Consider the following 24,776-nt stretch of genomic DNA (forward strand, 5'->3'; position numbering starts at 1 on the left):
GCGCCCGCCCCACGTCCCGCTCAAACCGTCTCGGTGACCTTGTTCAGATGCGGCGGCACGTCGGGATTGAAACCGCGGCGCAGGGCCAGGTCGCTGGCCGCGCGGTAGAAACTCTGGATGATCAGCAGCGGCGTGCACATGGCGGGAAGCCCTGCGGGTACCGGCAGCGTGCCGGCGCCTTGCAGGCCGGGCGCAGCCACGAACACTTGCGCGCCGCGTTCGCGGAATTCACGTGCCACAGCCAAAGTGCCGTCCAGCGTGTAGTCGTCCTGGGCGAAGCACAGCACCGGAAACCCCGACCCGACCAGAGCCATCGGGCCATGCTTGACCTCGGCCGCGCTGAACGCCTCGGCGTGCAGACCACAGGTTTCCTTGAACTTGAGCGCGGCCTCCAGCGCGATGCCGAGACCGAAACCACGACCGACCACGAACAGGTTGTGCGCACCGACGAGTCCTGCGCTCAGCGACGACCAGTCCGCGTCCCAACCGGCACGCAAGGCATCGGGCAAGGCGCGCAGCGCGGCGGCCAGTTCGGCGTCGCCGGACCAGCGCGCGCACAGGTGCAATACCGCCGCCAGCGCGGCGATGTAACTCTTGGTGGCCGCCACGCTGCGTTCGGACCCGGCATGGAGCGGGATCACGGTGTCGGCCAGCTCGGCCAACGGCGAATCCTCCACATTGACCAGCGCCACCACGCGCGCGCCGGCGATCCTGGCCGCCTGCGCATTGCGCAGCAGATCCGGGCTCTTGCCCGATTGCGAAATCGCGATGAACAACGCGCCCTGCCAGCGCTGCTCGGCGGCGTAAACCGACGTCACCGATGGCGAAGCGGACGCGGTGACGATGCCCAGCCGGGTTTCAAACACGTACTTGGCATAGGCGGCTGCGTGATCGGAGCTGCCGCGCGCGCAGGTGACGATGAAGCGCGGCGGCTCGGCGCGCAGAGACTCGGCCAATGCGCTGACCACGGCTTCATTGGCGGCGAACTGGCGCGCCACCACCTCGGCCGATTCGTGGGCTTCGCTGAACATCAGGGTGTGGCTGGGCGTCATGCTCGTCCTTCAGTCGGTGTGCAATTCGGCGACAAAGTCATAGATGTCGCCGCGGTACCAGGAGGTAGTGAACTCGACCACGCGGCCGTCGTCCAGAAAACTGCGCCGTTCGATGTTGAGCCCGGCACTGCCGACCGCCACGTGGAGCAGGCGCGCCTGCTGCGCGTTGAGCGACATCGCGCGCAAGCGCTGCAAGGCGCGGCGCGGTCGGCAACCGAGCTTTTCCAGCGCTTCGTACAGCGAGTCGTGCACCAGCATCGGATCGGGCAGCACGCTGGCCGGAACCACGCTGCGTTCGATCGCCAGCGGCTCGTCCTGGCCATAGCGCAGGCGGTGCAGGCGCACCACCAGCGAACCGGGCGACAGGTTCATCGCCATCGATTCCTCCGGCGTGACCTCACCGATCACCCGCTCGAAAAATTCCGAACGCGGGTGCAGCCCGCGCTCGCGCAAATCCTCGGTGAAGCTGGTCAAGCGCGACATCGGCTTGACGATGCGCTCGGCAATGAAGGTGCCGGCGCCGTGGCGCTGGGTCAGCATGCCTTCCTCGACCAGGCCGGCGATGGCCTTGCGCACGGTCACCCGCGACAGCTTCAACGCCTGCGACAGGTCGCGCTCGCTGGGCAGTGCATGGCCCGGTTCCACATCGCGTTGCTGCACCACGTTGCGGATCGCCTGGCGCAAGCGCAGATAAGCCAGCGGCTGGTGGCTGGCCGGGTCTTGGCAGAGCCGGCGGTATTCCGAGGTCAGGGCGGTTTCCATGTCGCGCACCATACCAATAGCTATCCACCGGCCGCAAGTCGATTCAGGAGGAACGGGGCGAAAGCCCGCGTCAAACGTTACTTTCGATACTATTGGCAGGACACAATGAATTCGTATGCAGGGTGGTAGTCTTGCTGGTCTTTCACTGGTATGCTCGACGCTCAGCCGGCGCAGCAGCCGCCAGACGGTCACTGCCCATCGCCGGCCCGACTATGCGCAACGTGCCGAGGTAATCGCGTGACAGCTTCCCTGCAATCGGTCGAACCGTTCGACCTCGTCATCTTCGGCGGCACCGGCGATCTCGCCGTGCGCAAGCTGCTGCCGGCCATGTTCCACCGTTTTCTCGACGGCCAGATTCCGGCCAGCAGCCGCATCGTCGGCGTCGCCCGCGAAGCGCTGGACGACGCCGGCTACCGCGCCCATCTGCGCCAGGCGCTGGTGAAGATCTGCGATGCCGACAAGCTCGATCAATTCCTCACGCAGGTGTTCTATCGTCCGCTCGACGCACGCAAGGATGACGGCTGGGACGATTTCGCCGCACTGATGCAGGCCGAGCCGGACCACGTGCGCGTGTTCTACCTCTCCACCTCGCCCGAGCTGTTCGTCGACCTGTGCCGGCACCTGGGCGAGCGTGGCCTGAACGAGGGGCGCTCGCGCGTGGTGATGGAAAAGCCGATCGGCCGCGACCTGGAAAGCGCCAACCGCATCAACGACGCCGTCGGCAAGGTCTTCAGCGAGTCGCAGACCTTCCGCATCGACCACTACCTCGGCAAGGAGACCGTGCAGAACCTGCTGGTGCTGCGCTTCGGCAACGCCTTGTTCGAGCCGTTGTGGAACTCGGCGCACATCGACCATGTGCAGATCACCGTCGCCGAAACCGTGGGCGTGGGCCACCGGGCCGGTTACTACGACCATGCCGGCGCGCTGCGCGACATGGTACAGAACCACATGCTGCAGCTGCTGTGCATGGTGGCGATGGAGCCGCCCGCATCGCTGGAGCCGGACGCGGTGCGCGACGAGAAGCTGAAAGTGCTCAACGCGCTCAAGCCGATCGACGACGGCAACGTCGGTGCGCTCACCGTGCGCGGCCAATACCGTGCCGGCGTGGCCGAAGGCGAGCAGGTGCCCGGCTACCAGGATGAACTGGGCGACGCCAAGTCCAACACCGAAACCTTCGTCGCGCTGAAGGCGGAAATCGCCAACTGGCGCTGGGCCGGCGTGCCGTTCTATCTGCGCACCGGCAAGCGCCTGCCCGACCGTGTGTCGGAGATCGTGGTGACCTTCAAGCCGGTGCCGCACTCGATGTTCGACAGCGCCTCCGGCACCCTGGCGCAGAACCGGCTGGTGCTGCGACTGCAGCCGGACGAAGGCGTGAAGTTGTGGCTGACCATCAAGCACCCCGGTCCCGGCGGCCTGCGCCTGCGCCACGTGCCGCTGGACATGAGCTTCGCCGAGGCCTTTGGCGTGCAGCAACCCGATGCCTACGAACGTCTGCTGCTCGACGTGGTGCGCGGCAATCCCACCCTGTTCATGCGCCGCGACGAGGTCGAGGCGGCATGGCGCTGGGCCGGTCCGATCCTGGCTGCCTGGGCGGCCAGCGGCGAGACGCCACGGCCCTATACCGCGGGCAGCTGGGGACCCAGCGCCTCCGTCGCGCTGATCGAACGTGACGGCCGCACCTGGCACGACGACAGTGAGTGATACGTCCCCATTACCCGCAGTTCACCCGCTGCTTGCACCCGCTGCAGCAGACTGGTCGGCCCTACTCCTCATGTCGCTCTCCCCATGACCGAACCGCTGAACGTCACCACCCACAGCTTCACCGATTGCCAGGCCCAGGCCGCGACGCTGGCCGAGCGCGTCGCCGAGCGTTTGCGCCGCGCCGTGGACGAGCGCGGCCACGCCGTGCTGGCCGTATCCGGCGGCAGCACGCCGAAGGACTTCTTCGCCCGCCTTTCGCGCGAGAAGCTCGACTGGTCGAAGGTGCAGGTAACCCTGGTCGACGAACGCTGGGTTCCGGACAGCGACGAACGCTCGAACGCGCGACTGGTGCAATCGCACCTGCTGCAACACGCCGCTGCCGGTGCACAGCTCGTCCCCCTGTACACGGGCGATGCCACGCCAGAAGCCGGGCTGGCCAAAGCCGAAGCGCGCATCGACGCGCTGCCGCTGCCCTTCGACGCGGTGATCCTGGGCATGGGCGAGGACGGCCACACCGCCTCGTTCTTCCCCGGCGGCGACCATCTGGCTGACGCACTGGACCTGGACGGGCGCGCACGCGTGCTGCCGATGCAGGCACCCGACGCGGGCGAGCCACGCATCACCCTGACCTTGCCGACCCTGCTCGAAACCCGCGCCTTGTACCTGCTGGTTTCCGGCGAGAAGAAGCGTGACGTGCTCGCCGACGCCCGCCTCGGCCTCGGCGCCGCCCGCGACTACCCGGTACGCGCCGTACTCACCCAGCAACGTGTGCCAGTGGCGGTCTACTGGTGCCCGTGAAAAGCGAGAAGCGAGGAACGAGAAGTGACAAGTGAGAGCAATGCATTGACCACTTCCGCCTCCTCTCACTTCTCACTCCTCTCCACTCACTCCCGGACCTGAATCATGACCAAGCTGCACCCCGTCATCGCCGAAGTCACTGAGCGCCTGCGTGAGCGCAGCCGCGACACACGCGCGGCGTATCTCAGGCGCATCGACGCGGTGGATCGCAGCGGACCGCAGCGGGGGCATCTTTCCTGCGGCAACCTCGCGCACGGCTTTGCCGCCTGCGGCACGGAAGACAAACAGGCCTTGCGCAGCGGCCATCGCGCCAACCTGGCGATCGTCACGGCCTACAACGACATGCTTTCCGCGCATCAGCCGTATGAGCGCTACCCGGCATTCATCCGCCAGATCGCGCGTGACAGCGGCTTCACCGCCCAGGTCGCCGGCGGCGTGCCCGCGATGTGCGACGGCATCACCCAGGGCCGCGCCGGCATGCAGCTGTCGCTGTTCTCGCGCGACCTGATCGCGATGGCCACCGCGGTGGCCTTGTCGCACGACATGTTCGACGGCGCGCTGTACCTGGGCATCTGCGACAAGATCGTGCCCGGCCTGCTGATCGCCGCGCTGAGCTTCGGCCACCTGCCCGGCGCCTTCGTGCCCTCCGGCCCGATGCCCAGCGGCATTCCCAACGAGCAGAAGTCCAAGGTGCGCCAGGCCTTTGCCGACGGCAAGGCGAGCAAGGAGGAATTGCTCGAAGCCGAAGCCGCCTCGTATCACGCCCCGGGCACCTGCACCTTCTACGGCACCGCCAACTCCAACCAGATGCTGATGGAGATCATGGGCCTGCACCTGCCCGGCGCCAGCTTCACCGCGCCGGACACACCGCTGCGCGATGCGCTCACCGCCGAAGTGGTGCGCCGCGTCGCTGCCAACAGCGCGCTGGGCGAGCACTATCTGCCGGTCGGCCACATCATCGACGAGCGCGCCATCATCAACGGCGTGATCGGCCTGCACGCCACCGGCGGCTCGACCAATCACCTGTTGCACCTGGTGGCGATCGCGCAAGCCGCCGGCATCCAGTTGCGCTGGGATGATTTCGACGCGCTGTCCGGCGCCATCCCGCTGCTGGCCCGCGTCTATCCGAACGGCTATGCCGACGTGAACCAGTTCCACGAGGCGGGCGGGATGGCCTTCCTGATCGACCAGCTGCTGGGCGCCGGCCTGCTGCATGGCGACGTACAGACCATCCTCGGTACCGGCCTGGAGCGATACGCGCAGGTGCCGCAACTGGACGAGGAGGGTGCGCTGCACTGGACGCCGGTGGCCAGACAGAGCGGCAATCGCGGCACGCTGCGCAGCCTGGATGAGCCGTTCCGCGCCGACGGCGGTTTGCGCATGCTTGATGGCAACCTTGGCCGCGCCGTGATCAAGGTGTCCTCGGTACCGGAGGATCGGCTGGTGATCGAGGCGCCGGCGATCGTGTTCCATGACCAGGATGAGGTGGCCGGCGCCTACAAGCGTGGCGAGCTGAATCGGGATTTCATCGCCGTGGTGCGCTTCCAGGGCCCGCAAGCCAACGGCATGCCCGAGCTGCACAAGCTCACGCCCACGCTCGGCCTGCTGCAGGATCGCGGCCACCGCATCGCCCTGCTTACCGACGGGCGCATGTCGGGCGCGTCCGGCCGCGTGCCGGCCGCGATCCATGTCACCCCGGAAGCCGTGGCCGGTGGCAATATCGGCAAGATCCGCGATGGCGACATGATCCGGTTGGATGCGGTGAATGGCCGTCTGGACGTCCTGATGGAAGCGCACGAACTGGACGCGCGCCTACCGGTCAGCATCGACCTTTCCTCGCAACACAGCGGCATGGGGCGCGAATTGTTCAGCCTGTTCCGCCAGGCCGCGACCAGTGCCGATCTCGGCGCCGGCGTACTGCAGGCGCCGTAGGCCGGGCTCCGCCCGCCGCTCTCGTTGGACCGTGGAAAGCCGGCGGGCAGAGCCCGCCCTACACGGCGACCGCCGCCTGCACTACGCACACCGAGCCATCGCATGACGCACCTGATCGAGCACAAGCAGAAAATCGACATCACGCCTTCGTCCCATCATGCCGTGCGCGACTCACGTAGGGCGGGCTCTGCCCGCCGCTCTCGTTGGACCGCGAAAAACCGGCGGGCAGAGCCCGCCCTACGAAGGCGATCGCCGCCTGCACTACGCACACCGAGCCATCGCATGACGCACCTTATCGAGCAAAAGCAGAAAATCGACATCACGCCTTCGTCCCATCACGCCGTGCGCGACTCACGTAGGGCGGGCTCCGCCCGCCGCTCTCGTTGGACCGCGAAAAGCCGGCGGGCAGAGCCCGCCCTACAAGGCGATCGCCGCCTGCACTACGCACACCGAGCCATCGCATGACGCACCTTATCGAGCAAAAGCAGAAAATCGACATCACGCCTTCGTCCCATCATGCCGTGCGCGACTCACGTAGGGCGGGCTCTGCCCGCCGCTCTCGTTGGATCGCGAAAAGCCGGCGGGCAGAGCCCGCCCTGCGCGACCGCGATTGCCGTTTTCTCCACACCAACCACCAACACCATCGAGCCAAGTCATGACCAACCTGATCGAGCAGAAGCAGCAACAGATCGAAACCACCATGCGCCTGGCGCCGGTGATCCCGGTGGTGGTGGTCCACGACCTGAAATCCGCCGTGCCGATGGCACGCGCACTGGTTGCGGGCGGCGCGCCGGCGATCGAGGTGACCCTGCGCACGCCGGTGGCACTCGACGCGATCCGCGCGATCGCCGCCGAAGTCGAAGGTGCCACGGTCGGCGTCGGCACGGTGCTCAGCGCTACCGACCTGCATGCGGCGCAGCAAGCCGGCGCCCGCTTCGCGGTATCGCCGGGCATCTCGCCATATCTGCTCGATGCCGCCGACGAAAGCCCGTTGCCATTGCTGCCGGGAGCCGCCACCGCCAGCGAGGTGATGAGCCTGCTCGAACGCGGCTACCGGCATCTGAAATTCTTTCCCGCGGTCCCCGCCGGCGGTCACAAGCTGTTGGGCGCCTGGGCCGGTCCGCTGCCACAGGTGCGTTTCTGCCCCACCGGCGGGATCAGCCTGACCAACGCGGCGGATTTTTTCGCGCTGCCCAACGTACTGTGCGTGGGTGGCTCATGGCTCACGCCAGCGGACAAGCTGGCCAGCGGTGACTGGTCCGGCATTGAGCTGCTGGCGCGCGAGGCAGCCGCCCTCAGGACGCGCCAACCGTAACAACCAACGCTCCCGGCACGCCCGGAGGCGACCACCGGTCGGTGGCGCGAGCGGCTGGCAGTTTCCATGCCGGCCTGGTCGTCGAGTCAGACGCTACCGGGGACTGCTGCGTGGTTTGACGCTTTCAGACTGGGGCATTTCACACCCGCCCTGGTGATTCACTGGGTCGCCCGTGACCCAGGTGCGTGGTGAGCACGATGGGCCAATCCTTTGCACGGACGCGATTGCGGCCACCGTGGCAAATGGCATGGGGGTTGCTTCCTTGCTCCGGGAAGGGGAAGAACATGACCGAGCCATTCCACACCTCGACAGCACTTGCCAGTGGTTCGGCGAGTCCGAAGCGACACATGGCCGATCCGTCACTTTTTGCTGCAACACGCATCGCTGGTGCGCAGCGAGTCCGGTCGGGAGGAAGTCCCGGGGTTGCACAACCCGGCAGGGACGAAGAAGCCCGCTGGCTGGCTGGCATCGGGACGTCGTGACGCCGCACCTTCCACTGGCAAGGCGGGGCCAGCTTCGCTTGCCGGCATGCGCCCGCCGTGGAGCGGGCGGCGCGCTCCACAACGATCGTCACCTGTGGCACTGGAAGTCAGGAGAGTCGCAATGATTCTTTTTCACGGGCGGAAAGCTCTTTTCCTGTTGGCCGGCCTGCTCGCCGTGGGCTGCTCCGTGCAACCGCACCCCGAGCCGGGCAAGGTCCTCGATGAAGCCAGTCAGGCCGGTCGCAACGGAGCTTCATTTCCGCAGGCGTCGGAGGACTACTTCCATGACATGGACGGCGCGGTGAAACTCACCCCGGACGAGATCAAGGGACGCAACATGTGGCTGGTCTGGAGTGGCGGCAACGACTACTTCTGGAACCGCATGAGCGACTACACGTTCGGCGCGTTCGACCTGCTGAAGTCGATCAGCTCGCACCCGAGCCTGGGCTACTCGCGCGACGACCGCTGGACGCGCTTCGGCATGGTCAACGAGCCCTGCTTCGAGAAGCCGACCGGGCCCGACAAGGATCGTCGCGGCCTGTGGCTGGACGTGCGCAGCAAGAACTGCCCGCCCGATCCGTTCGAGAACGAACGCAAGTACCCCGGCGTCGTGGTCGGCTCGCGCGGCAAGTCGCTGGGCGACGGCACCACGCAACCGGTCGGTTCGTTCTACGGCTATGCGACCGGCATCGTCGGCCTGCGCCTGTTCCCGAACCCGGACTTCGATGCCAAGGCGGCCAAGGCCTGGGATCCGGTGCGCTACTACACCGACCCTTCCTACTACAACCGCAAGGATCTGGTCCGCCCGTACCGCGTCGGCATGTCGTGTGCGTTCTGCCATGTCGGTCCAAGTCCGGTGAATCCGCCGGCCGATCCGGAGCATCCGACATACGCCAACCTCAGTTCGTCGGTGGGTTCGCAATACATGTGGGTCGACCGCCTGTTCCTGTTCAACTCGAACAAGCCGGAGGGGCGCACGAATTTCATGTACCAGTTGGTGCACACCTATCGGCCGGGCACGATGGATACCTCGCTGGTCTCGACCGACAACATCAACAACCCGCGCACGATGAATGCGCTCTACGACTTCGTGTCGCGCCTGGGCGTGGGCAAGCGCCTGTGGCACGAAAAACTTGCCGGCGGCGAGCGCGACAACAAGCAGCTCAACGACTTCGTCAGCAGCGGTCCGATGACCGAGTTCTATAGTCCGCCGGACACGGTGCGCACGCCGCATATCCTGAAGGACGGCGCCGATTCGGTCGGCCTGCTCGGCGCACTCAACCGGGTCTACCTCAACATCGGCCTGTTCGGCGAGGAATGGTTGCTGCATTTCAACCCGGTCATCGGCGGCAAGACGATCTCGCCGATCCCGATCGCCACCGCGCAGAAGAATTCAGGCTATTGGCAAGCCACCGAGATGGGTACGCCGAACACGGCGCTGTTCTTCCTGAAGGCCGCGCAGCCGGATCACCTGAAGGATGCACCCGGTGGCAGCGCCTACCTGAGCACCGATGCGGCCACGCTGGAGCATGGCAAGCAGGTGTTCGCCGATACCTGCGCCCGTTGTCATTCGAGCAAGGCGCCCCGCCCGCCAGCCGACCTCGGCCTGAATCCGGACAAGTGCGCCGGCGCCGGCTATCTCGATTGCTTCAAGCACTGGTGGAAGTGGACCCAGAGCGACGACTACAAGGCGCAGATGCGCGCCATCGTCAAGGCGGACGACTTCCTGGAGGGCAACTATCTTTCCACCGACGCACGCATTCCGGTGACCCTGCTGCGTACCAACGTGTGCAGCCCGCTGGCGACCAATGCGCTGGCCGGCAACATCTGGGACAACTTCTCGTCGCAGTCGTACAAGCAACTGCCGTCGGTCGGCACGGTGACGCTGAGCGATCCGTTCACCGGCGCACCGATGCCCTATGCGATGCCGGCGGGAGGGCGCGGCTACACGCGCGTGCCTTCGCTGATTTCACTCTGGTCTACGGCACCGTTCCTGCTCAACAATTCGGTCGGTCCGTTCTCCAGCGACCCCTCGGTGGCCAGTCGCATGAAGGTGTTCGACGCGTCGATCGAACAAATGCTGTGGCCGGAGAAGCGCGAGCACGACGCGGTGCTCGGTGACAAAGTGCCCGGTGTCATCGACCGCACGACGCAGCGCAGCGAGATCGTCATCCCGGCCGGTTACGCGCCCAAGGCGCTGCAGGTACTGCGCGGCCGGTTGCACCGCTGGTTGCCGTGGCTGGTTGGCGATGGCGACGACATCCTGATCGGGCCGATCCCGAAGGGCGTGCCGGTCGGACTGCTGGCCAACCTCAAGCTGCGCGCCGAGAGCACGGACCCGGCGGTGATCGCGGCCCAGGTCCACGACACCGGCGAGATGCTGCTCAAGCTCCAGCTGGACCTGGCCAAGGCCCCGGCAAACGCCACCGACGAGGAATTGCGCGCCCGCTTCGCCAACCTCAAGGCGCCGATGCTGCGCCTGAGCAAGTGCCCGGACTTCGTGGTCAATCGCGGCCACTACTTCGGCACGGCGCAGTTCAACCAGCAAGCCGGCCTGAGTGCGGACGAGAAGGCATTCGGCCAGATACCGGCGTTGAGCGACGCGGACAAGCGCGCGCTGATCGAGTTCCTGAAGACGTTCTGACCTCCGGCCGCCGCCCCATGGACCCTACCGATGAGCTCACATGGGACTACGTCATCGTTGGCTCGGGTGCCGGTGGCGGCACCCTGGCGGCGCGGCTGGCCGAGGCCGGCATGCGCGTGTTCCTGCTCGAAGCCGGCGGCGACCCGTGCACGGCGGAAGCGCAACGCCTGCCGGATGACTACGACGTGCCCGGCTTCCATCCCTTCGCCAGCGAGAACGCCGCGATGAGCTGGAGCTTCGAGGTCCGCCACTACGCCGACGAAGATCGGCAGGCCTGCGATCCGAAGTACGACGCGGCGCGCGGCGGCGTGTTCTATCCGCGCGCGGCGGCGCTTGGCGGGTGCACCACGCACAACGCGATGATCTTCATGCCACCGCACGATTCCGATTGGGATTACATCGCGCAACTGACTGGTGACAGTTCCTGGCGTGCCTCGCGCATGCGCCGCCATGTCCGCCGCGTCGAAGCCTGTCACCACCGCCCCGCATGGCGGGCGCTGCGCTGGCTCGGCCTTGATCCGACCGGACACGGCTGGAACGGTTGGTTGCGTACCGAAAAATCGGTGCCGCTCGAGGCGCTGGGCGACACCGAAATGGTGCGGCTGGTGGTCGAGTCCGCGCGCGTCTTCGTCGATGCCCTGCCCAGGCCGCTGCTCAGCGTGCTGCGCTGGCTGCGGCGCCCGGGCGACCCGAACGCGCGCAGCTGGGGACAAGGCAGCTTCGAGGGACTGTGCTACACGCCGCTGTCCACCGTCGGGCACCAGCGTACCGGCGCCCGTGAGCGGGTGCAGCAGGCGGCCAGTGCGCACCGGGACTTCCTGCATGTCGAACTCGATGCGCTGGCAACGCGGGTGATCTTCGACAAAGCGGGCGCGGCCAGCGGGGTCGAGTACCTCAAGGGTGCGCGCCTGTACCGTGCGCATCCGGCCTGCAGCGATGCGCCCGGCGAACGCCGCGAAGTGCGCGCGCGTCGCGAAGTGATCCTGTGTGGTGGCGCCTTCAACACGCCGCAGTTGCTGATGCTCTCCGGCATCGGTCCGGCCGCGCACCTGCGCGGGCACGGCATTCCGGTGCGGGTCGATCTGCCCGGCGTCGGCGGCAACCTGCAGGATCGCTACGAGGTGGCGGTCACCCATCGCATGCAACGCGCGTGGACGGTACTCGATGGCGCCCGCTTCGAGCGCGACGATCCGCTGTGGCAACGCTGGACCGAATCGCGCGCGCAGGTTCCACCATGGCGACGCTGGCGCAGGCCGGACGCCGGCATGTACGGCTCCAGTGGCGCGGCGATCGCGCTGATCCGCCGCTCGGCACCCGACCTGCCCGAACCCGACATCTTCTGCATGGCCCTGCCGACGCGATTCGAGGGCTACTCGCATGGCTACTCGAAGGTCATCCGGCAGCATCACGACTATCTGACCTGGGCGGTGCTGAAGGCGCACACGCTCAATCGCGCCGGCACGGTCAGGCTGCGCTCGGCCGACCCGCGCGACCCGCCGCTGGTGAACTTCCGCTACTTCGAGGAAGGCAGCGACACCGCAGGCCACGACCTGCAGGCCGTGGTACGGGCGATCCGGTTCCTGCGCCGACTCACCGCGCCGCTGATCGCCAGCGGCGTGATCGCCGAGGAGTGCGCGCCCGGAGCGGACGTCGAGAGCGACGCGGCCCTGGCCGACTACGTGCGCAACACCGCCTGGGGCCACCACGCCTCGTGTTCCTGTCCGATCGGCGCCGTCGGCGAAGGCGGCGTCCTCGACAGTGCGTTCGCGGTGCATGGCGTGCGCGGCCTGCGGGTCGTCGACGCCTCGGTGTTCCCGCGCATTCCCGGGATTTTCGTGGCCGCAGCGGTCTACGCCGTGGCCGAGAAAGCGGCGGAAGTGATGTTGCGCGAGGCGCGACGCGTACCTGGATGAAGTGATGTTTTGCTGACCGCGGGAAACCGCCAAGGAGACTGCCATGTCGTACGACGTAGCGAAATTGCTGGCCATGTCGCAAACGCAACTGGACGACCTGTTTCGCGCCAGTCCGGCCGGCGACATTCCCGATGGCGCGGCCAAGGGCACCGCGATCATCGCGCCCGGCACCAAGTATTCCGAGACCATTGCCGAGGTCATCAACCACTTCGGCTGGCAGGGAAAGGTGTTCGACGCCGCCAAGGGCGTGTTGAAGAACAGCATCAGCATTTTCCGGGTCGAGGCCATCGTGGCCAAGGTCTACAAGGGGCCGAGCTGGCTCGACGGCAAGGAATGCATCGTGCTCGACTACTCCGCGACCTCGCTGGTCGCGCACTGGATCCGCGACGAGATCCGCCTGATCGACACCGGCTTCTACCTGGGCAAGGTGTACTGGGGCAAGGAGCGCCTGATCGACTTCTGCCTGAAGTTCTGATCGTGACGCCGCAGTCCTGCTTCATGGTGGTGGCAGCGTTGGCGCCGGGCCGCGAGGCCAGTTTGCGCGCGTTGCTGGACACCATGAACCGGGCGCCGGGCATGGCCGATCCGGACAACGCCTTGGTGCCGTTCGGCGCGTTCGAGCGCCTGCACTTCGCACGCTTCGTGCTGCTCGACGACCCCACGCTTGCCGATGTCGAAGCCTACGGCCTGCCGCCATCCGGCGCGCCGCTTTACTTCGTCTTCATGGGCGACTGCGACGGACCGGCGGCACTGCTGCTCGCCGACATGGCGCAGCGCGCGGCGGCCGGCTTGCGCCGCCTGCTTGCGCACTGCGAGGGCTTCGATGCGAACGGCGACCTGCTGGCCTGGATGCGCGCGCACGACGTGCCGGTGGCCGCCAATTATGTGAATTGGGTCGGCCGCAGCGTGCGGCAGATACGCGAGGAAAGCGCACTGCAACGCGCGCTGAGCGCGAGGGTGGTGCGCAGGCCGCTGGCCTCGGGCGCTGAAGTGCAGGCGACCCGGCGTAGCCTGATGACCTTTGTCGAGCAGGAACAGCAGGCCGGCCGACTCGTGCTGACCGCGCCCGAGCGCACGCCGCTTGGCTGGCGCGTCGCCTGGCTGGTCAACCTGGTGGCGGTGCCGCTGGTCGGGCTGCTGATGCTGCCGCTGCTGATCGTGCTGCTGCCGTGGCTCGTCTACCTGTTGCGCGCGCGCGAAACCAGCGACCCGGAGATCTGTCCGCGACCGCAGCGCGAAGCCCTGCAGGCGCTGCAGGCACTGGAGGATCACGAGGTGTCGAACCAGTACACCGCGATCGGCACGCTGAAGCCCGGGCTGTTCCGCCGCACCTTGCTGAGCGTGTTGCTGGTGCTGGTCGGCTACGCCTGCAGGCACATCTTCACGCGCGGACATCTGGCCCGCGTGCAGACGATCCACTTCGCGCGCTGGGTCTTCCTCGACGACAAGCGCCGCGTCGTGTTCGCCAGCAACTACGACGGCGGCCACCAGGCCTATATGGACGACTTCATCAACAAGGTGGGCTGGGGCCTGAACCTGCTTTTCAGCAACGGCATCGGCTGGCCACACACGCGCTGGCTGATCCTGGGTGGGGCGCGCCTCGAGCAGAACTTCAAGCGCTTTCAACGACGGCATCAGCTGCCGACCCAGGTCTGGTACAAGGCCTATCCCGGGCTAGCCCTGGTCGATCTCAAGCGCAACCAGCGCATTCGCGAAGGCCTGCAGCGTGCCCGCATGAGCGACGCACAGGCGTTGGCCTGGCTGAGGTTGCTATGAATACGCAGATGCCAACGCATGCCGTTGAGCCCGACGACATCCAGGGCCTGCTGCGGTCGGGCTACGGTCATCACACCGAAGCGTGCTTCCTGCTGCTGCGGATCAAGGATCGCGACGCCGCGCGGGCGTGGCTGGCGGCCGCACCGGTGACCAGTGCCGCGCAGTCCGAGCGGCGTCCCGGCGCAGATGCGGAATCGCTGCCACCCACGGTGCTGCAAGTCGCCTTGAGCTGCGAGGGCTTGCGCGCGCTCGGGCTGGCCGACGACATCATCGAGGACTTCGCGCCGGAATTCGTGTCCGGCATGGGCAGCGACGCGAACCAGGCGCGCCGGCTTGGCGATGTGGGCGCGAACGCACCGGAACGGTGGCATTGGGGAACCGGGCCGCGCGTGCCGCACGTGCTGGTGTTGCTGTACGCCTTGCCCGGGCACCTCGACGCGTGGCGTCACACGATCGAGCAGCAATGCATGGCCGGCTTCGACCGCCTGGCCGGCCTGGAGACCGCCAACGCGATCGACTGCGAGCCGTTCGGTTTCAAGGACGGCATCTCGCAGCCGCAGATCGATTGGCAACGCCGGCGCCCGGTGCGCGATGAAGACCAGTTGGCCTACAGCAACCTGAGCTGCCTGGGCGAGTTCGTGCTTGGCTACCCCAACGAGTACGGCGGCTACACCGATCGGCCGTTGCTCGACGCCAGTGACGACGCGCAGGCAGCGTTGCCGCGAGCCGAGGATGCGCCCGACAAGGTCGACCTCGGGCGCAACGGCAGTTACCTGGTGCTGCGCCAGCTGCAGCAGGATGTGCAGGGTTTCTGGCAGTTCCTCGCCGACGAGGCGGGCGGCGACCCCGGCAAGCGCGAGCGCCTGGCCGCCGCGATGGTCGGCCGCAGCCTGCAGGGCGTGCCGTTGGTCGATCCGACGCACGCCGACGATGCCGCCACGGCGCAGGCGGACTTGAACGCCTTCGACTACCAGGCCGACCCGCAGGGTTTGCGCTGTCCGCTCGGCGCGCACATCCGCCGCGCCAATCCGCGCAACGCCGACCTGCCGGCGGGCACGCGCGGCATCGTCTCGCGCCTGATCCGCACCCTGGGCTTCGACGCCGAAGCGCTGCAGCAGGACCTGGTCGCCTCCACGCGGTTCCACCGCCTGCTCCGCCGCGGTCGCAAATACGGTGCCGCTTCGTTGACGCAAGCGCTGGCTGGTCCGCCGGACGCCGAGGCGGGGATCCACTTCATCTGCTTGGGCGCCAACCTCGCCCGCCAGTTCGAATTCGTGCAGAACGCGTGGATGACGGGAACGAAATTCGACGGACTGACCGCCGAAAGCGATCCGCTGCTCGGACCGCGTCTGCCGGCACCGGATGGAACGCGCACCGATGGCTATTCGATACCGCAACCCGACGGGCCTGCCCGGTGCGTGGCCGCTCTGCCGCAGTTCGTCACCGTGGTCGGCGGCGGCTACTTCTTCCTGCCTGGCATTCGTGCCTTGCGTTACCTGGCCACGGCGCGCTGACGGAGCTTGCGATGAACTCGAACACGAGTCGCCCGATACCACCGCCCAACACCGGCTCCGCGCTGCGGAACGGGCTGCAGCGGGCGTCCACCCGGCTCATCCAGTTCCAGCGCCGCTTCGACCCGTTCCTGCGCCCGGCGTTCGACGCCGTGCTGCGCGACCCGATCGCGCGCCTGGCCACGTACCTGATCAACCGCCGACGCCCCGACGAAGGCCTGGCGATCGCCGAGGAACGGCCGCTGCCCGACGAAGAACAGTTCGTCGATTCGATCATCGCGAGTTTCAATGAACAGATGCGCCTGCTGTGGAAGCCCGGCGGCTTCGAGCGCGGCGGCAACACCAAGACGCAGGGCATCGTGCGCGCCGAGTTCATCGTGCATGACGGCCTGCCCGCCGCCTTGCGCCACGGCATCTACGCCGAACCGCGCAGCTACCGCGCGTGGGTGCGCTTTGCCGGACCGGGCCCCTACGTCACGCCGGACATCGACGACGTCGGCTTCATGAGCATGTCCATCAAGCTGCTCGGCGTGCCGGGGCCGAAGCTGATGGCCGAGGAGCAATCCACCCAGGACCTGTTCGGCGTTTCCACGCCGACCTTCGTGACGCCGGACGTGCGCGCCAACGCGCAGCTGCAGATCGAGAGCGTGAAAAACGCGCAGATCTTCTATTTCCTCAACCTGCACCGCTCGCACGTGCTCGATCTGATCATGCAGGGCTTGTGGACCAAGACGCAGAGCAGCCCGTTCGAGGCGCCGTATTTCAGCTGCGTGCCGTACCTGCTGGGCGAAGGCCAGGCGATGCAGTATTCGTTCTGGCCGAAGACGCGCCAGCGCACGCGGATACCGCGCCTGCCGCTGCGCCCGCCCGACGACTACCTGCGCCAGGCCATGGTGGCGGCACTGGATGTGGGCGAGGTGGAGTTCGACATTCGCCTGCAGCTGCAGACCGATCCGCACCTGATGCCGATCGAGAACGCCGGCGTGCTGTGGCCTGAACGCCTGTCGCCCCGCGTCTCGGTGGCGACATTGCGCATCGCGCGCCAGAAGTTCGATTCACCGGCGCAGATGGAGTTCGCCAAGCGCCTTTCCTACAACCCCTGGCACTGCATCGCCGAGCATCGCCCGCTGGGCAACCAGAGCCGCGCGCGCCGCCGGATGTACCTGGCCCTCTCCACCCTGCGGCATCAGATGAATGCGGTGCCGCATTACGAGCCAACCGGCGACGAGGTGTTCGACTAGGTCTCCGCGGGAGTCGGTGTCGCAGCATTGCACCTCGGAGGAATTCAAAAGCTTTCACACAGGCCTGCAGGACCACCGCACAAAGGTGCATGGCAGTGTGCCGTCTCCATGGCGCGAAGTGTTTGCAGGGTCTTTCCGAAGAGGGTGGTGGTCATGGGCTACAGCGAACTCGAACTCCGCATCCAGTGGCTCGACCCGGGCAAGTACTTTGTCGCCGGCCGGTACGTCGATCCGGAGCAGGATCGCGAAACGGACCTGATTGAACCGTCCCGGATCGAAATCGACCTGGCGCGTCTGCGCGACCTGGCGCTCGATCCGGATGCCTACGGGTCTGCGTTGACCGACATGGTGTTCGGCAGCCAGGGAAGCCCGATCTTCGACGCCTTTGTACGAGCACGCGCGGTAGCCGCGGCGCGCAGCGGCTTGCGGATCCGCCTGCACATCCAGGCAAATGCGCCCGAATTGCATGCCGTGCGCTGGGAACTGTTGCGCGAGCCTGCAAAGACGACTGCCTTGCTCTCGGACCAGAGCGTGTGGTTCTCGCGATTCCTCAGCAGCAGCGACTTCCGGCTGCATCCGCTACAGGATCCCGACACGGTCAAGGTGCTCGTGGTGGTCGCCAATCCGAGCGACCTCACCACGCGCTGGCAGCAGCCCGCGCTCGACCCGGATGAAGAGTATCGACAAGCAGACGAGGCGATCGCGTCGCAATACGGACGCAGCCCGCGCGAAATCGTGGTGCGGCGCCTGAGCGGGCGCGCGTCGGTCTACAACATCGTGTCCGACCTGCGCGACAACTACTCGGACATCGTCTACCTGGCATGCCACGGCACGATCACGCCAGGCGGCGACCCGCGCCTGTTGCTGGAGGGCGACGATGGTTTGGGCGAGATGGTCAGGGGCGAGGAACTGGTGGAGCGTTTCGCGGCCGCCGAAGAGCGCCCGCGCCTGGTGGTCCTGGCTTCATGCCGGAGTGCGGGTGGGCAAGGGGCGCAGGGACTGACGGCCCTGGCGCCGCGACTGGCGCAGGCTGGCGTACCCAATGTGCTGGCGATGCAGGGCGACATCACGGTGGCGTCGGCCAAGCGATTCCTGCCGCGGTTCTTTCGCGAGCTTGCCACTGATGGGCAGATCGACCGCGCGATGGCCGCAGCACGCTTCGACCTCATCGGCGAGCCTGACTGGTGGATGCCGACGCTGTACACGCACTCCAAGAGCGGCGTGGTGTGGCCGCCACGAAATGCGGACATGGAAGGCTTCGACCAGTGGGATGCGGTGGTGTCGAACGTCTTGAACAAACGCTGCGTGCCTGTGCTGGGCCCCGGCTTGGTGGAGCCCGTCATTGGTTCCACGCGCGACATCGCGCGGGCATGGGCAGAGCGCTACGAGTTTCCGCTGGCGCCCAAGGACCGCGACGATCTGGCACAAGTGGCGCAACACCTGGCCTATCGCAACAGTCCCGGCTTCGTCGTCGACGCCCTCCGCGCCTACGTCGTGCGTTACCTGCGACGGAAGTTCCGCGACCAACTGACACCGGAGTTGCTGAGCGGGCGGATCGAGGAAGGTCTCGTCGACAGCATGGTGTCGCACATCGGCTCGGGTTTGCGTGCGGCGAACCCGAAGGAAGTCCACACTTTGCTGGCGCGGATGCCGGTGCCGATCTACGTCAATGCCAATCGCGACAACCTCCTGCACGATGCGTTGGTCGAACAAGGCAAGAAGCCTCACATCCAGTTGTGCACCTGGCGCAGCAGCGGCGACCAGGGGATAACACACGGTCCGTCGGCGGGACCGGAGTACGTGCCGAGCGTTGAGGAGCCGCTGATATTTCACGTGTTCGGCAACTTCCACTATCCCGAAAGCATGGTGATCACCGAGGACGACTATTTCGAGTTCCTGATGGAGGTGACGCGCAACGAGACGCTGCGCGAGAACGGCATTCCTCATGCCGTCACCGCCGCGATCTCGACCTCCGGCTGGCTGCTGCTGGGCTTCCAGGCCGAAGACTGGGACTTCCGCGTGGTGCTCGGCAGCATCTTGCGGCAACCAGGCCGCGAGATCTCGCGACGGCGCACCAGCGTCGCGATCCAGATGAGCCCGACGGATGAACGCATCGTGCCCGAGCGCATGTACAAGTATCTGCGGAAGTACTTCGAGGAACAGTCGCACGTGAACCTCTTCTGGAGCTCGCCGGCGGAGTTCATGACGCAGCTCATGGATCAGTACGACAGAGCGGTAACGGCCGAAGCGGGAATGCCGACATGAACAGCATCGTGCACGCATCAGGCAACGACGCCATCGGGCAGGACCATGGAACCACGCCCGGTTCGCCGCCACCGAATCCATTCGTCGGTCCGGTACCGCTGGACGTCGGCCAGAAGCTGCACGGTCGGCGACGCGAAACCGAAGAGCTGTCGGACCTGCTCCTCAGCAAGCGGATCGTCCTGCTGTTCTCGCCATCGGGCGCCGGCAAGACGTCGCTGATCCGCGCCGGACTGATTCCCAGGCTGAAGGAATCCTACGAAATGGAGGCGCTCCCGGTCATCCGGCTCGGTCATCGGGACCCTTCGTGTGACGGTGATGCCTCGATCAACCGGTACCGGCTGGCCACCCTGCTTGCGCTGGAGACGCTGTGCGAGGAAGGCGAGCGGAGGCCAGCGCGCGATTTGCGCGCGTACACCCTCAAGCAGTATTTCGAGGAGTGCGTATCGGCCGCGATCGGCCGCGATTCAGCTGGCGAGCCGCATTACCCGTTGCTCATCCTCGACCAGTTCGAGGAACTGTTCACCGCCGATCCGCTGGACGTCAGGCAGAAGCGCGAGTTTCTCGAGGAACTGGGAAGCCTGCTCAGAGGCGGCGCGCCGGGCAGGTGGGGCGGCGAAACGGGGGTGCCGGTCTGGGCTTTGTTCGCCATGCGTGAGGATCATCTCGCCGAACTGCAGCCTTATCTGGATCTCATCCCCACCGCGCTCGCCTTTCGCTACCGGATGGACGCCCTGGGAGTGGATGCCGCGCGCGATGCGATCGCCGAGACAGCCGGTACCGAGTGGATGGCCGCGGATGTACCGCAGCGACTGGTCGACGACTTGTGCCGCGTATCCGTCCGCGGCGCCGACGGCGCGGAAGCGTTTCAGCCCGGGCGCTTCGTGGAGCCGGTGCAGTTGCAGGTCGTGTGCCGCGGTTTGTGGCAGAAGGTCGTGGTCCGGCAGGGCCGGAAGATCGAGGCCGGGGACGTCCAGTCGTCGAGCCACAGCGAGGTGGACCGCGCGCTGGGCGATTTCTTCGATCAGGAAGTCGCGGCGGCGGCGGCCGACACCGGCGTGTCCGAACGCAAGTTGCGCGAGTGGATCGAATCCCAGCTGATCTCGACCTCGGGGGTGCGCATACAGTGCCTGCGCGACACCAAGCTGCTGGGACGCACCGACGATGCGATCTCGCAGCTGGTCGACGTTCATTTGCTGCGGATCGACCCGCATGGTGGCCACGAGTGGATCAAGTTGCCCCACGATCGCCTCGTCGCGCCGGTGCGCGCAGCCAACAAGGCGTGGGCGCTGGAGCATCTGCAGCGGTTCCAGAAACAGGCAGCGTACTGGCTACAGGCCACCGGGGAACACGCACGAAGCTTGTTGCTGTCGGAAGAGGAATTGGCGACGGCCAGGGCGTATGCCGCCAGCCATGCGGAAGACCTGACCCAGGATGAAATCGGGTATCTCGACGCATCGCAGCAGGAGATCGCGCGCAGCGCCCGGGAAGCGGAAAGGCTGCGCCGGGAGCGCAGGCGTCGAATCGCGATGACATGCGCCTTCGCGACCGTGCTCCTGGGCATGCTCGCCGCATGGGCCTTCATCGAGCACGAACGACAGGCCGGGCAACTCGAGGTCCAGTCCCAGCAGATCAGGAAGCAGGAGCTGCGCGAGAAAGGCCAGGACATTTTCTCGGCGATCGGTCAGGCATGGGGAAACGGCTGGACCGGTGGGGTTCTCGCTGCGATGCTGGCGCAGCGGGGCGCCGCGGACGACGTTGACAAGGAGCCGTCCTCGGGGCTGCCAAACATGTCACGCTACGTTTACGACGCGATCCTCAAGCAGCTGGGAGTATCGCCTGCGGCGCTCGTGCACGAACTGCAACCCCGAACGCACGTTGTCTGGTCGCTGGCGTTCACCAACGACGGGACGCGCTTGCTCGCGGGCTCCTGGGACGGACACATTTCGGTCCAGGACGTTGCGGCCGACGGAGCAAATGCGTTCGAGACACGGGACCTGAAAACCGTGACCTACGCCGTGGCGGTCGCTGGCGCCGGCGGGCTGGTCGCCTCCACCCACGGGGATGGCAGCGCGCGGCTGTGGCGATTGAACCAGGGCGAGCTGCAGCCCCTCGAGGAGCTGGTTCCGAGCACGGACAACGAGCACCGGCTGACCACAGCGGACTTCAGCGACGACAGCCGCTGGCTGGCCATCGCGGGCTGGGGCAAGAACGTTGAGGTGTGGGACTTCGCCGATCCGTCCAACCCGGTGCATGCAGCGTCCTTCCGCATCAGCGGGGCGCCGATCCTGAGCATCACCTTCCTGCCCGGAACAGGCAAAGATGGGCAACTCCGTCTTGCGACGACCGACTACGATGGCGTCGTGCGCCTGTGGCCCATCGGCGAGGGCATGCCGATAGACCCGAAAAGGCCACTGCGCGAGTTCAGCATCCAGGACCATGAGGGGCGCCGCGTCGGCATTTCGGCTGCGGCCGCGGATCCGACCGGGCGCTTCTTCGTGGCCGGTGATACCGAAGGCAATGTGCACGTGTGGGATCTGGATTCGGACGATCGCACCCGCAACGGCATGCTTCTCGGTCGCGCCACCTACGGTGACGGTCCTGACGACATGGCAGTCAAGGGCATCGCCTTCGCGCCTCAATCGAACGAATTCGTCAGCGTGGGGGTCGACGGCTACGTGGTGCGCTGGACGTTGCCCGAACATCCTTCGGGCCTGGCGGATATCGCGGATGGGACCACGCAACAACACTTCAGGATCGGTGATCGTGAGCGTCTGTACAGTGTGACGTACAGACCGCACAAGCCCGGGCAGATTGCGGTGGGTGCGACGCGCAAGATCCTGTTGCTCGATCTCGATCGCGGCACCGGGCCGGCGTTGTCGACGCCATTGCCGGGCTCCTCCGCACAGACCGCGTGGCAGACGGTATCGATGGATGCCGCGGGCACGCGCATTGCCGCCCGCACTTATGTTCGCCATCCCAAGGGCGACCAGACCGTCCCGATCAAGCTCTGGTTGCGTGAGCAGGGTCGCATCCGGGAAATGCCCGAATGGACGCTTGCGGAGGCGGTCACCTCGTCCCTGGCGATGGCGCCGAATGGCCAATACCTGATCACCGTGGATTGCCATGGCTTGCCGACCGAATGGCCGTTGCGCGCAGGGACACAGCCCGGGCCCCTCCACATGTCCGGGGCCAGTGGCCCGAATGATTGCGGGAACCAATCCGTGGCGATACCGCCAGCCTTCAGTCCCGATGGCCGGATGCTGGCGACGGCCGACGGCCAAACCCTGCGCCTTTGGAACCGAGGCGTCCCCGGGGCGGACGCCTGGAGCGAGATGCCCGCCGACCATCTGCGGCAGCCTGCAGACGACAAGTCGAAGGCACCGACGGATGAGCGGATCTCGACCCTCGCCTTCAGTGCGGACTCACGGTATCTCGCGGCAGGCGTGAAATCCGGCTATCTGCGCCTCTTGAAAGTGGAGGACAGTCGCAGCGGGAGCAGCGTCGCCCAGGTTGCGGCGGTGGACGTCGGACAGCGGGTGAGCGTGCTGGCGTTCAATCCAGATGGCACGAAGCTGCTCGTCGGCGGCGACGACGGCATTCTTACCCAATGGACTCTGCCCACGCTGGCCATGGACGGTGCCGCCGATGCCCGTCACGTGCGATCCATCACGGGCGCGGCGTATGCCTGGGATCGAGGGGCCGGTGAGCGACCCATGCATGTCACGGCCGGCGCCGACGGTTACGTCGTGGCATGGAGCCCGTGGAACAAGAACCTCAAGAACGCGATCGACCTCACCCAACGGGGAAGCTCGCCGGTGCGCGCGATCGCGCTCAGCCGCGACGGCACGTTCCTGGTCACCGCCGGTGACGACATGCTGGGGTGGAACCTTGCGCCGGATCATGTACTCGATGTGGCCAAAGCCTATGCGGACCGCAGGTATCGCGAGCCCGGAGCGCAGCCGTGAGCGGGGACGACATGACGGGCACCGAAGGCGCCGGCTTCAACGGCATCAACGGCGCGACCGGTGGCTACCTGCCATCGCCGTCGGTCGAGGAGATCTCACGCGCCGCGCGCGGTGTGCCTGCGGAGAGCGCGGTCGATCATGACCTGCTGCTCGCCAAGCGCCAGGCGCAGGAGGAGACCTTCGGCGTGCCGTTTGGCGTGGACCCGGCCGACCTGGCGCAGACCGGATGGGGCCTGGTGTTTGCGCACGATGCGTCGGCGGAAGTGGTCGATGCGCTCAAGGGTTTGTGCGGGCTCCGCCAGGCGCAGGCGGGAGCGCGCTACAAGGTGTTCCAGGGACCGGCCGGCTATCGTCCCGATGAACGCGCCAGAACCTGGCTCGGACGCCAGGGCGTTGCGCCGGGACAGGCGCAGGTCGACAAGGTGCCGTATTACCTGTTGCTCGTGTGCGGGCCGGAGACCATCCCGTTTCGCTTCCAGTACGAGCTGGGCGTGAACTATGCCGTGGGCCGGCTCCACTTCGACACCGCGCTGGAGTACCGCAACTACGCGGAAAGCGTGATGGCCGCCGAAGGCCGCGCCGCGCAAGCCGGGGCACCCCGCGCGAGCTTCTTCGGCGTGTGCAATGACGATGATCGCGCGACGCAGATGAGCAGCTCGATGCTGGTCGAGCCGTTGGCGCAGGCGCTCGCACCCAGGCACCCGGACTGGCAGTTCCAGCGAGTCATGGCCGCCAACGCGACCAAGGCCAACTTGGCCGCGTGCCTGCAATCGCGCCCATCACTGCTGTTCACGGCCAGCCACGGGATGGGCTTTCCGGCGGATGACGCGCGCCAGCGACCCGACCAGGGCGCGTTGCTGTGCCAGGACTGGCCCGGGCCGATGCATCATCGCGGCGCCATTCCGGCGGACTACTACTTCTCGGCCGCCGATGTCGCCGAAGGCACCGATCTGTCCGGAACCATCGCGTTTCATTTTGCCTGCTATGGCGCGGGCACGCCGCTGCTCGACGACTACCCCCAGGCCGGCAGCACGCGGGCGCAGCTCGCGGCGGCTCCGTTCGTTGCGAAACTGCCGCAACGTCTCACCGGCAAACCCGGCGGCGCTGCCCTCGCCGTGGTCGGCCACGTGGAGCGCGCGTGGACGTATTCGTTCTCGTGGCCCGGGCTCGGCGCGCAGACCAGCACCTTCGAAAACTGTCTGCACGCGTTGATGTCCGGCGCGCGCATCGGCGCCGCCATGGACGCCTTCGCGATGAAGCACGCCGACCTTGCGGTGAGCCTCAACGGCGAGTTGGAGGACATCAAGTACGGCGCAGCGGTCAACGACTACGCGTTGGCCGGGCTGTGGACCGCACACCACGATGTGCGCAGCTACGTCGTCATCGGCGACCCCGCTGTCCGCATTTCCGTTTGACGGA

The 24,776-nt window shown here is 66.8% G+C and carries 15 protein-coding genes; 13 read left to right on the top strand and 2 right to left on the bottom strand.

Annotated elements, in window-relative coordinates:
- Nucleotides 1-20: 20 nt before the first annotated feature.
- Both AC0L58_RS15760 and AC0L58_RS15765 read right to left on the bottom strand, forming a co-directional pair.
- On the bottom strand, nucleotides 21-1,052 hold the full coding sequence (locus tag AC0L58_RS15760; protein WP_473685074.1) for an SIS domain-containing protein: 1,032 nt from the start codon (nucleotides 1,050-1,052) through the stop codon (nucleotides 21-23).
- Between the two features lie 9 nt (nucleotides 1,053-1,061).
- Nucleotides 1,062-1,814 (bottom strand): GntR family transcriptional regulator, encoded by a 753-nt coding sequence (locus AC0L58_RS15765; RefSeq protein ID WP_473685076.1) that lies wholly within the window; start codon nucleotides 1,812-1,814, stop codon nucleotides 1,062-1,064.
- Nucleotides 1,815-2,051: 237 nt separating this feature from the next.
- Between AC0L58_RS15765 and zwf the strand changes: the two genes are divergently transcribed.
- The 13 genes from zwf (at nucleotide 2,052) to AC0L58_RS15830 (ending at nucleotide 24,772) form a co-directional block, all read left to right on the top strand.
- The gene (zwf, locus tag AC0L58_RS15770) at nucleotides 2,052-3,515 is read left to right on the top strand and encodes a glucose-6-phosphate dehydrogenase (protein WP_473685078.1); all 1,464 of its coding nucleotides are present in this window, start codon (nucleotides 2,052-2,054) and stop codon (nucleotides 3,513-3,515) included.
- A gap of 84 nt (nucleotides 3,516-3,599) precedes the next feature.
- The gene (gene pgl / locus AC0L58_RS15775; protein ID WP_473685080.1) at nucleotides 3,600-4,313 is read left to right on the top strand and encodes a 6-phosphogluconolactonase; all 714 of its coding nucleotides are present in this window, start codon (nucleotides 3,600-3,602) and stop codon (nucleotides 4,311-4,313) included.
- Nucleotides 4,314-4,418: 105 nt separating this feature from the next.
- Nucleotides 4,419-6,245 (top strand): phosphogluconate dehydratase, encoded by a 1,827-nt coding sequence (gene edd, locus AC0L58_RS15780; protein ID WP_473685082.1) that lies wholly within the window; start codon nucleotides 4,419-4,421, stop codon nucleotides 6,243-6,245.
- Between the two features lie 655 nt (nucleotides 6,246-6,900).
- Nucleotides 6,901-7,560, top strand: coding sequence for a bifunctional 4-hydroxy-2-oxoglutarate aldolase/2-dehydro-3-deoxy-phosphogluconate aldolase (locus AC0L58_RS15785; RefSeq protein ID WP_473685084.1), 660 nt, complete (start codon nucleotides 6,901-6,903; stop codon nucleotides 7,558-7,560).
- A gap of 603 nt (nucleotides 7,561-8,163) precedes the next feature.
- Nucleotides 8,164-10,686: a hypothetical protein gene (locus tag AC0L58_RS15790; protein WP_473685086.1), complete on the top strand. Its 2,523-nt coding sequence runs from the start codon at nucleotides 8,164-8,166 to the stop codon at nucleotides 10,684-10,686.
- A gap of 17 nt (nucleotides 10,687-10,703) precedes the next feature.
- The gene (locus tag AC0L58_RS15795) at nucleotides 10,704-12,599 is read left to right on the top strand and encodes a GMC family oxidoreductase (protein WP_473685088.1); all 1,896 of its coding nucleotides are present in this window, start codon (nucleotides 10,704-10,706) and stop codon (nucleotides 12,597-12,599) included.
- Nucleotides 12,600-12,642: 43 nt separating this feature from the next.
- A complete protein-coding gene (locus tag AC0L58_RS15800; RefSeq protein ID WP_473685090.1) occupies nucleotides 12,643-13,074 on the top strand; it encodes a hypothetical protein in 432 nt (143 codons plus the stop codon).
- 2 nt (nucleotides 13,075-13,076) lie between these two features.
- Complete coding sequence (locus AC0L58_RS15805) at nucleotides 13,077-14,375, top strand: hypothetical protein (RefSeq protein ID WP_473685092.1); 1,299 nt, start codon at nucleotides 13,077-13,079, stop codon at nucleotides 14,373-14,375.
- Entirely contained in the window at nucleotides 14,372-15,889 is a 1,518-nt protein-coding gene (locus tag AC0L58_RS15810) for a Dyp-type peroxidase (protein WP_473685094.1), read from the top strand. The genes AC0L58_RS15805 and AC0L58_RS15810 overlap by 4 nt, the downstream gene beginning before the upstream one ends.
- A gap of 11 nt (nucleotides 15,890-15,900) precedes the next feature.
- Nucleotides 15,901-17,127, top strand: coding sequence for a catalase family protein (locus AC0L58_RS15815; RefSeq protein ID WP_473685096.1), 1,227 nt, complete (start codon nucleotides 15,901-15,903; stop codon nucleotides 17,125-17,127).
- A gap of 153 nt (nucleotides 17,128-17,280) precedes the next feature.
- Complete coding sequence (locus tag AC0L58_RS15820) at nucleotides 17,281-19,392, top strand: CHAT domain-containing protein (protein WP_473685098.1); 2,112 nt, start codon at nucleotides 17,281-17,283, stop codon at nucleotides 19,390-19,392.
- Nucleotides 19,389-23,357, top strand: a complete 3,969-nt coding sequence (locus AC0L58_RS15825) for a WD40 repeat domain-containing protein (protein ID WP_473685100.1) — start codon at nucleotides 19,389-19,391, stop codon at nucleotides 23,355-23,357. The genes AC0L58_RS15820 and AC0L58_RS15825 overlap by 4 nt, the downstream gene beginning before the upstream one ends.
- Nucleotides 23,354-24,772 (top strand): C25 family cysteine peptidase, encoded by a 1,419-nt coding sequence (locus tag AC0L58_RS15830; RefSeq protein ID WP_473685102.1) that lies wholly within the window; start codon nucleotides 23,354-23,356, stop codon nucleotides 24,770-24,772. The genes AC0L58_RS15825 and AC0L58_RS15830 overlap by 4 nt, the downstream gene beginning before the upstream one ends.
- Nucleotides 24,773-24,776 lie beyond the last annotated feature (4 nt).

It is taken from the genome of Rhodanobacter sp. G2-10 (assembly GCF_055809185.1).

Excerpts from the sequence above, each read along its gene's own strand:
- AC0L58_RS15760 (WP_473685074.1), bottom strand. The coding sequence starts at position 1,052 with ATGACGCCCAGCCACACCCTGATGTTCAGCGAAGCCCACGAATCGGCC.
- AC0L58_RS15765 (WP_473685076.1), bottom strand. The coding sequence starts at position 1,814 with ATGGAAACCGCCCTGACCTCGGAATACCGCCGGCTCTGCCAAGACCCG.
- pgl (WP_473685080.1), top strand. The coding sequence starts at position 3,600 with ATGACCGAACCGCTGAACGTCACCACCCACAGCTTCACCGATTGCCAG.
- edd (WP_473685082.1), top strand. The coding sequence starts at position 4,419 with ATGACCAAGCTGCACCCCGTCATCGCCGAAGTCACTGAGCGCCTGCGT.
- AC0L58_RS15785 (WP_473685084.1), top strand. The coding sequence starts at position 6,901 with ATGACCAACCTGATCGAGCAGAAGCAGCAACAGATCGAAACCACCATG.
- AC0L58_RS15790 (WP_473685086.1), top strand. The coding sequence starts at position 8,164 with ATGATTCTTTTTCACGGGCGGAAAGCTCTTTTCCTGTTGGCCGGCCTG.
- AC0L58_RS15795 (WP_473685088.1), top strand. The coding sequence starts at position 10,704 with ATGGACCCTACCGATGAGCTCACATGGGACTACGTCATCGTTGGCTCG.
- AC0L58_RS15800 (WP_473685090.1), top strand. The coding sequence starts at position 12,643 with ATGTCGTACGACGTAGCGAAATTGCTGGCCATGTCGCAAACGCAACTG.
- AC0L58_RS15810 (WP_473685094.1), top strand. The coding sequence starts at position 14,372 with ATGAATACGCAGATGCCAACGCATGCCGTTGAGCCCGACGACATCCAG.
- AC0L58_RS15815 (WP_473685096.1), top strand. The coding sequence starts at position 15,901 with ATGAACTCGAACACGAGTCGCCCGATACCACCGCCCAACACCGGCTCC.
- AC0L58_RS15820 (WP_473685098.1), top strand. The coding sequence starts at position 17,281 with ATGGGCTACAGCGAACTCGAACTCCGCATCCAGTGGCTCGACCCGGGC.
- AC0L58_RS15825 (WP_473685100.1), top strand. The coding sequence starts at position 19,389 with ATGAACAGCATCGTGCACGCATCAGGCAACGACGCCATCGGGCAGGAC.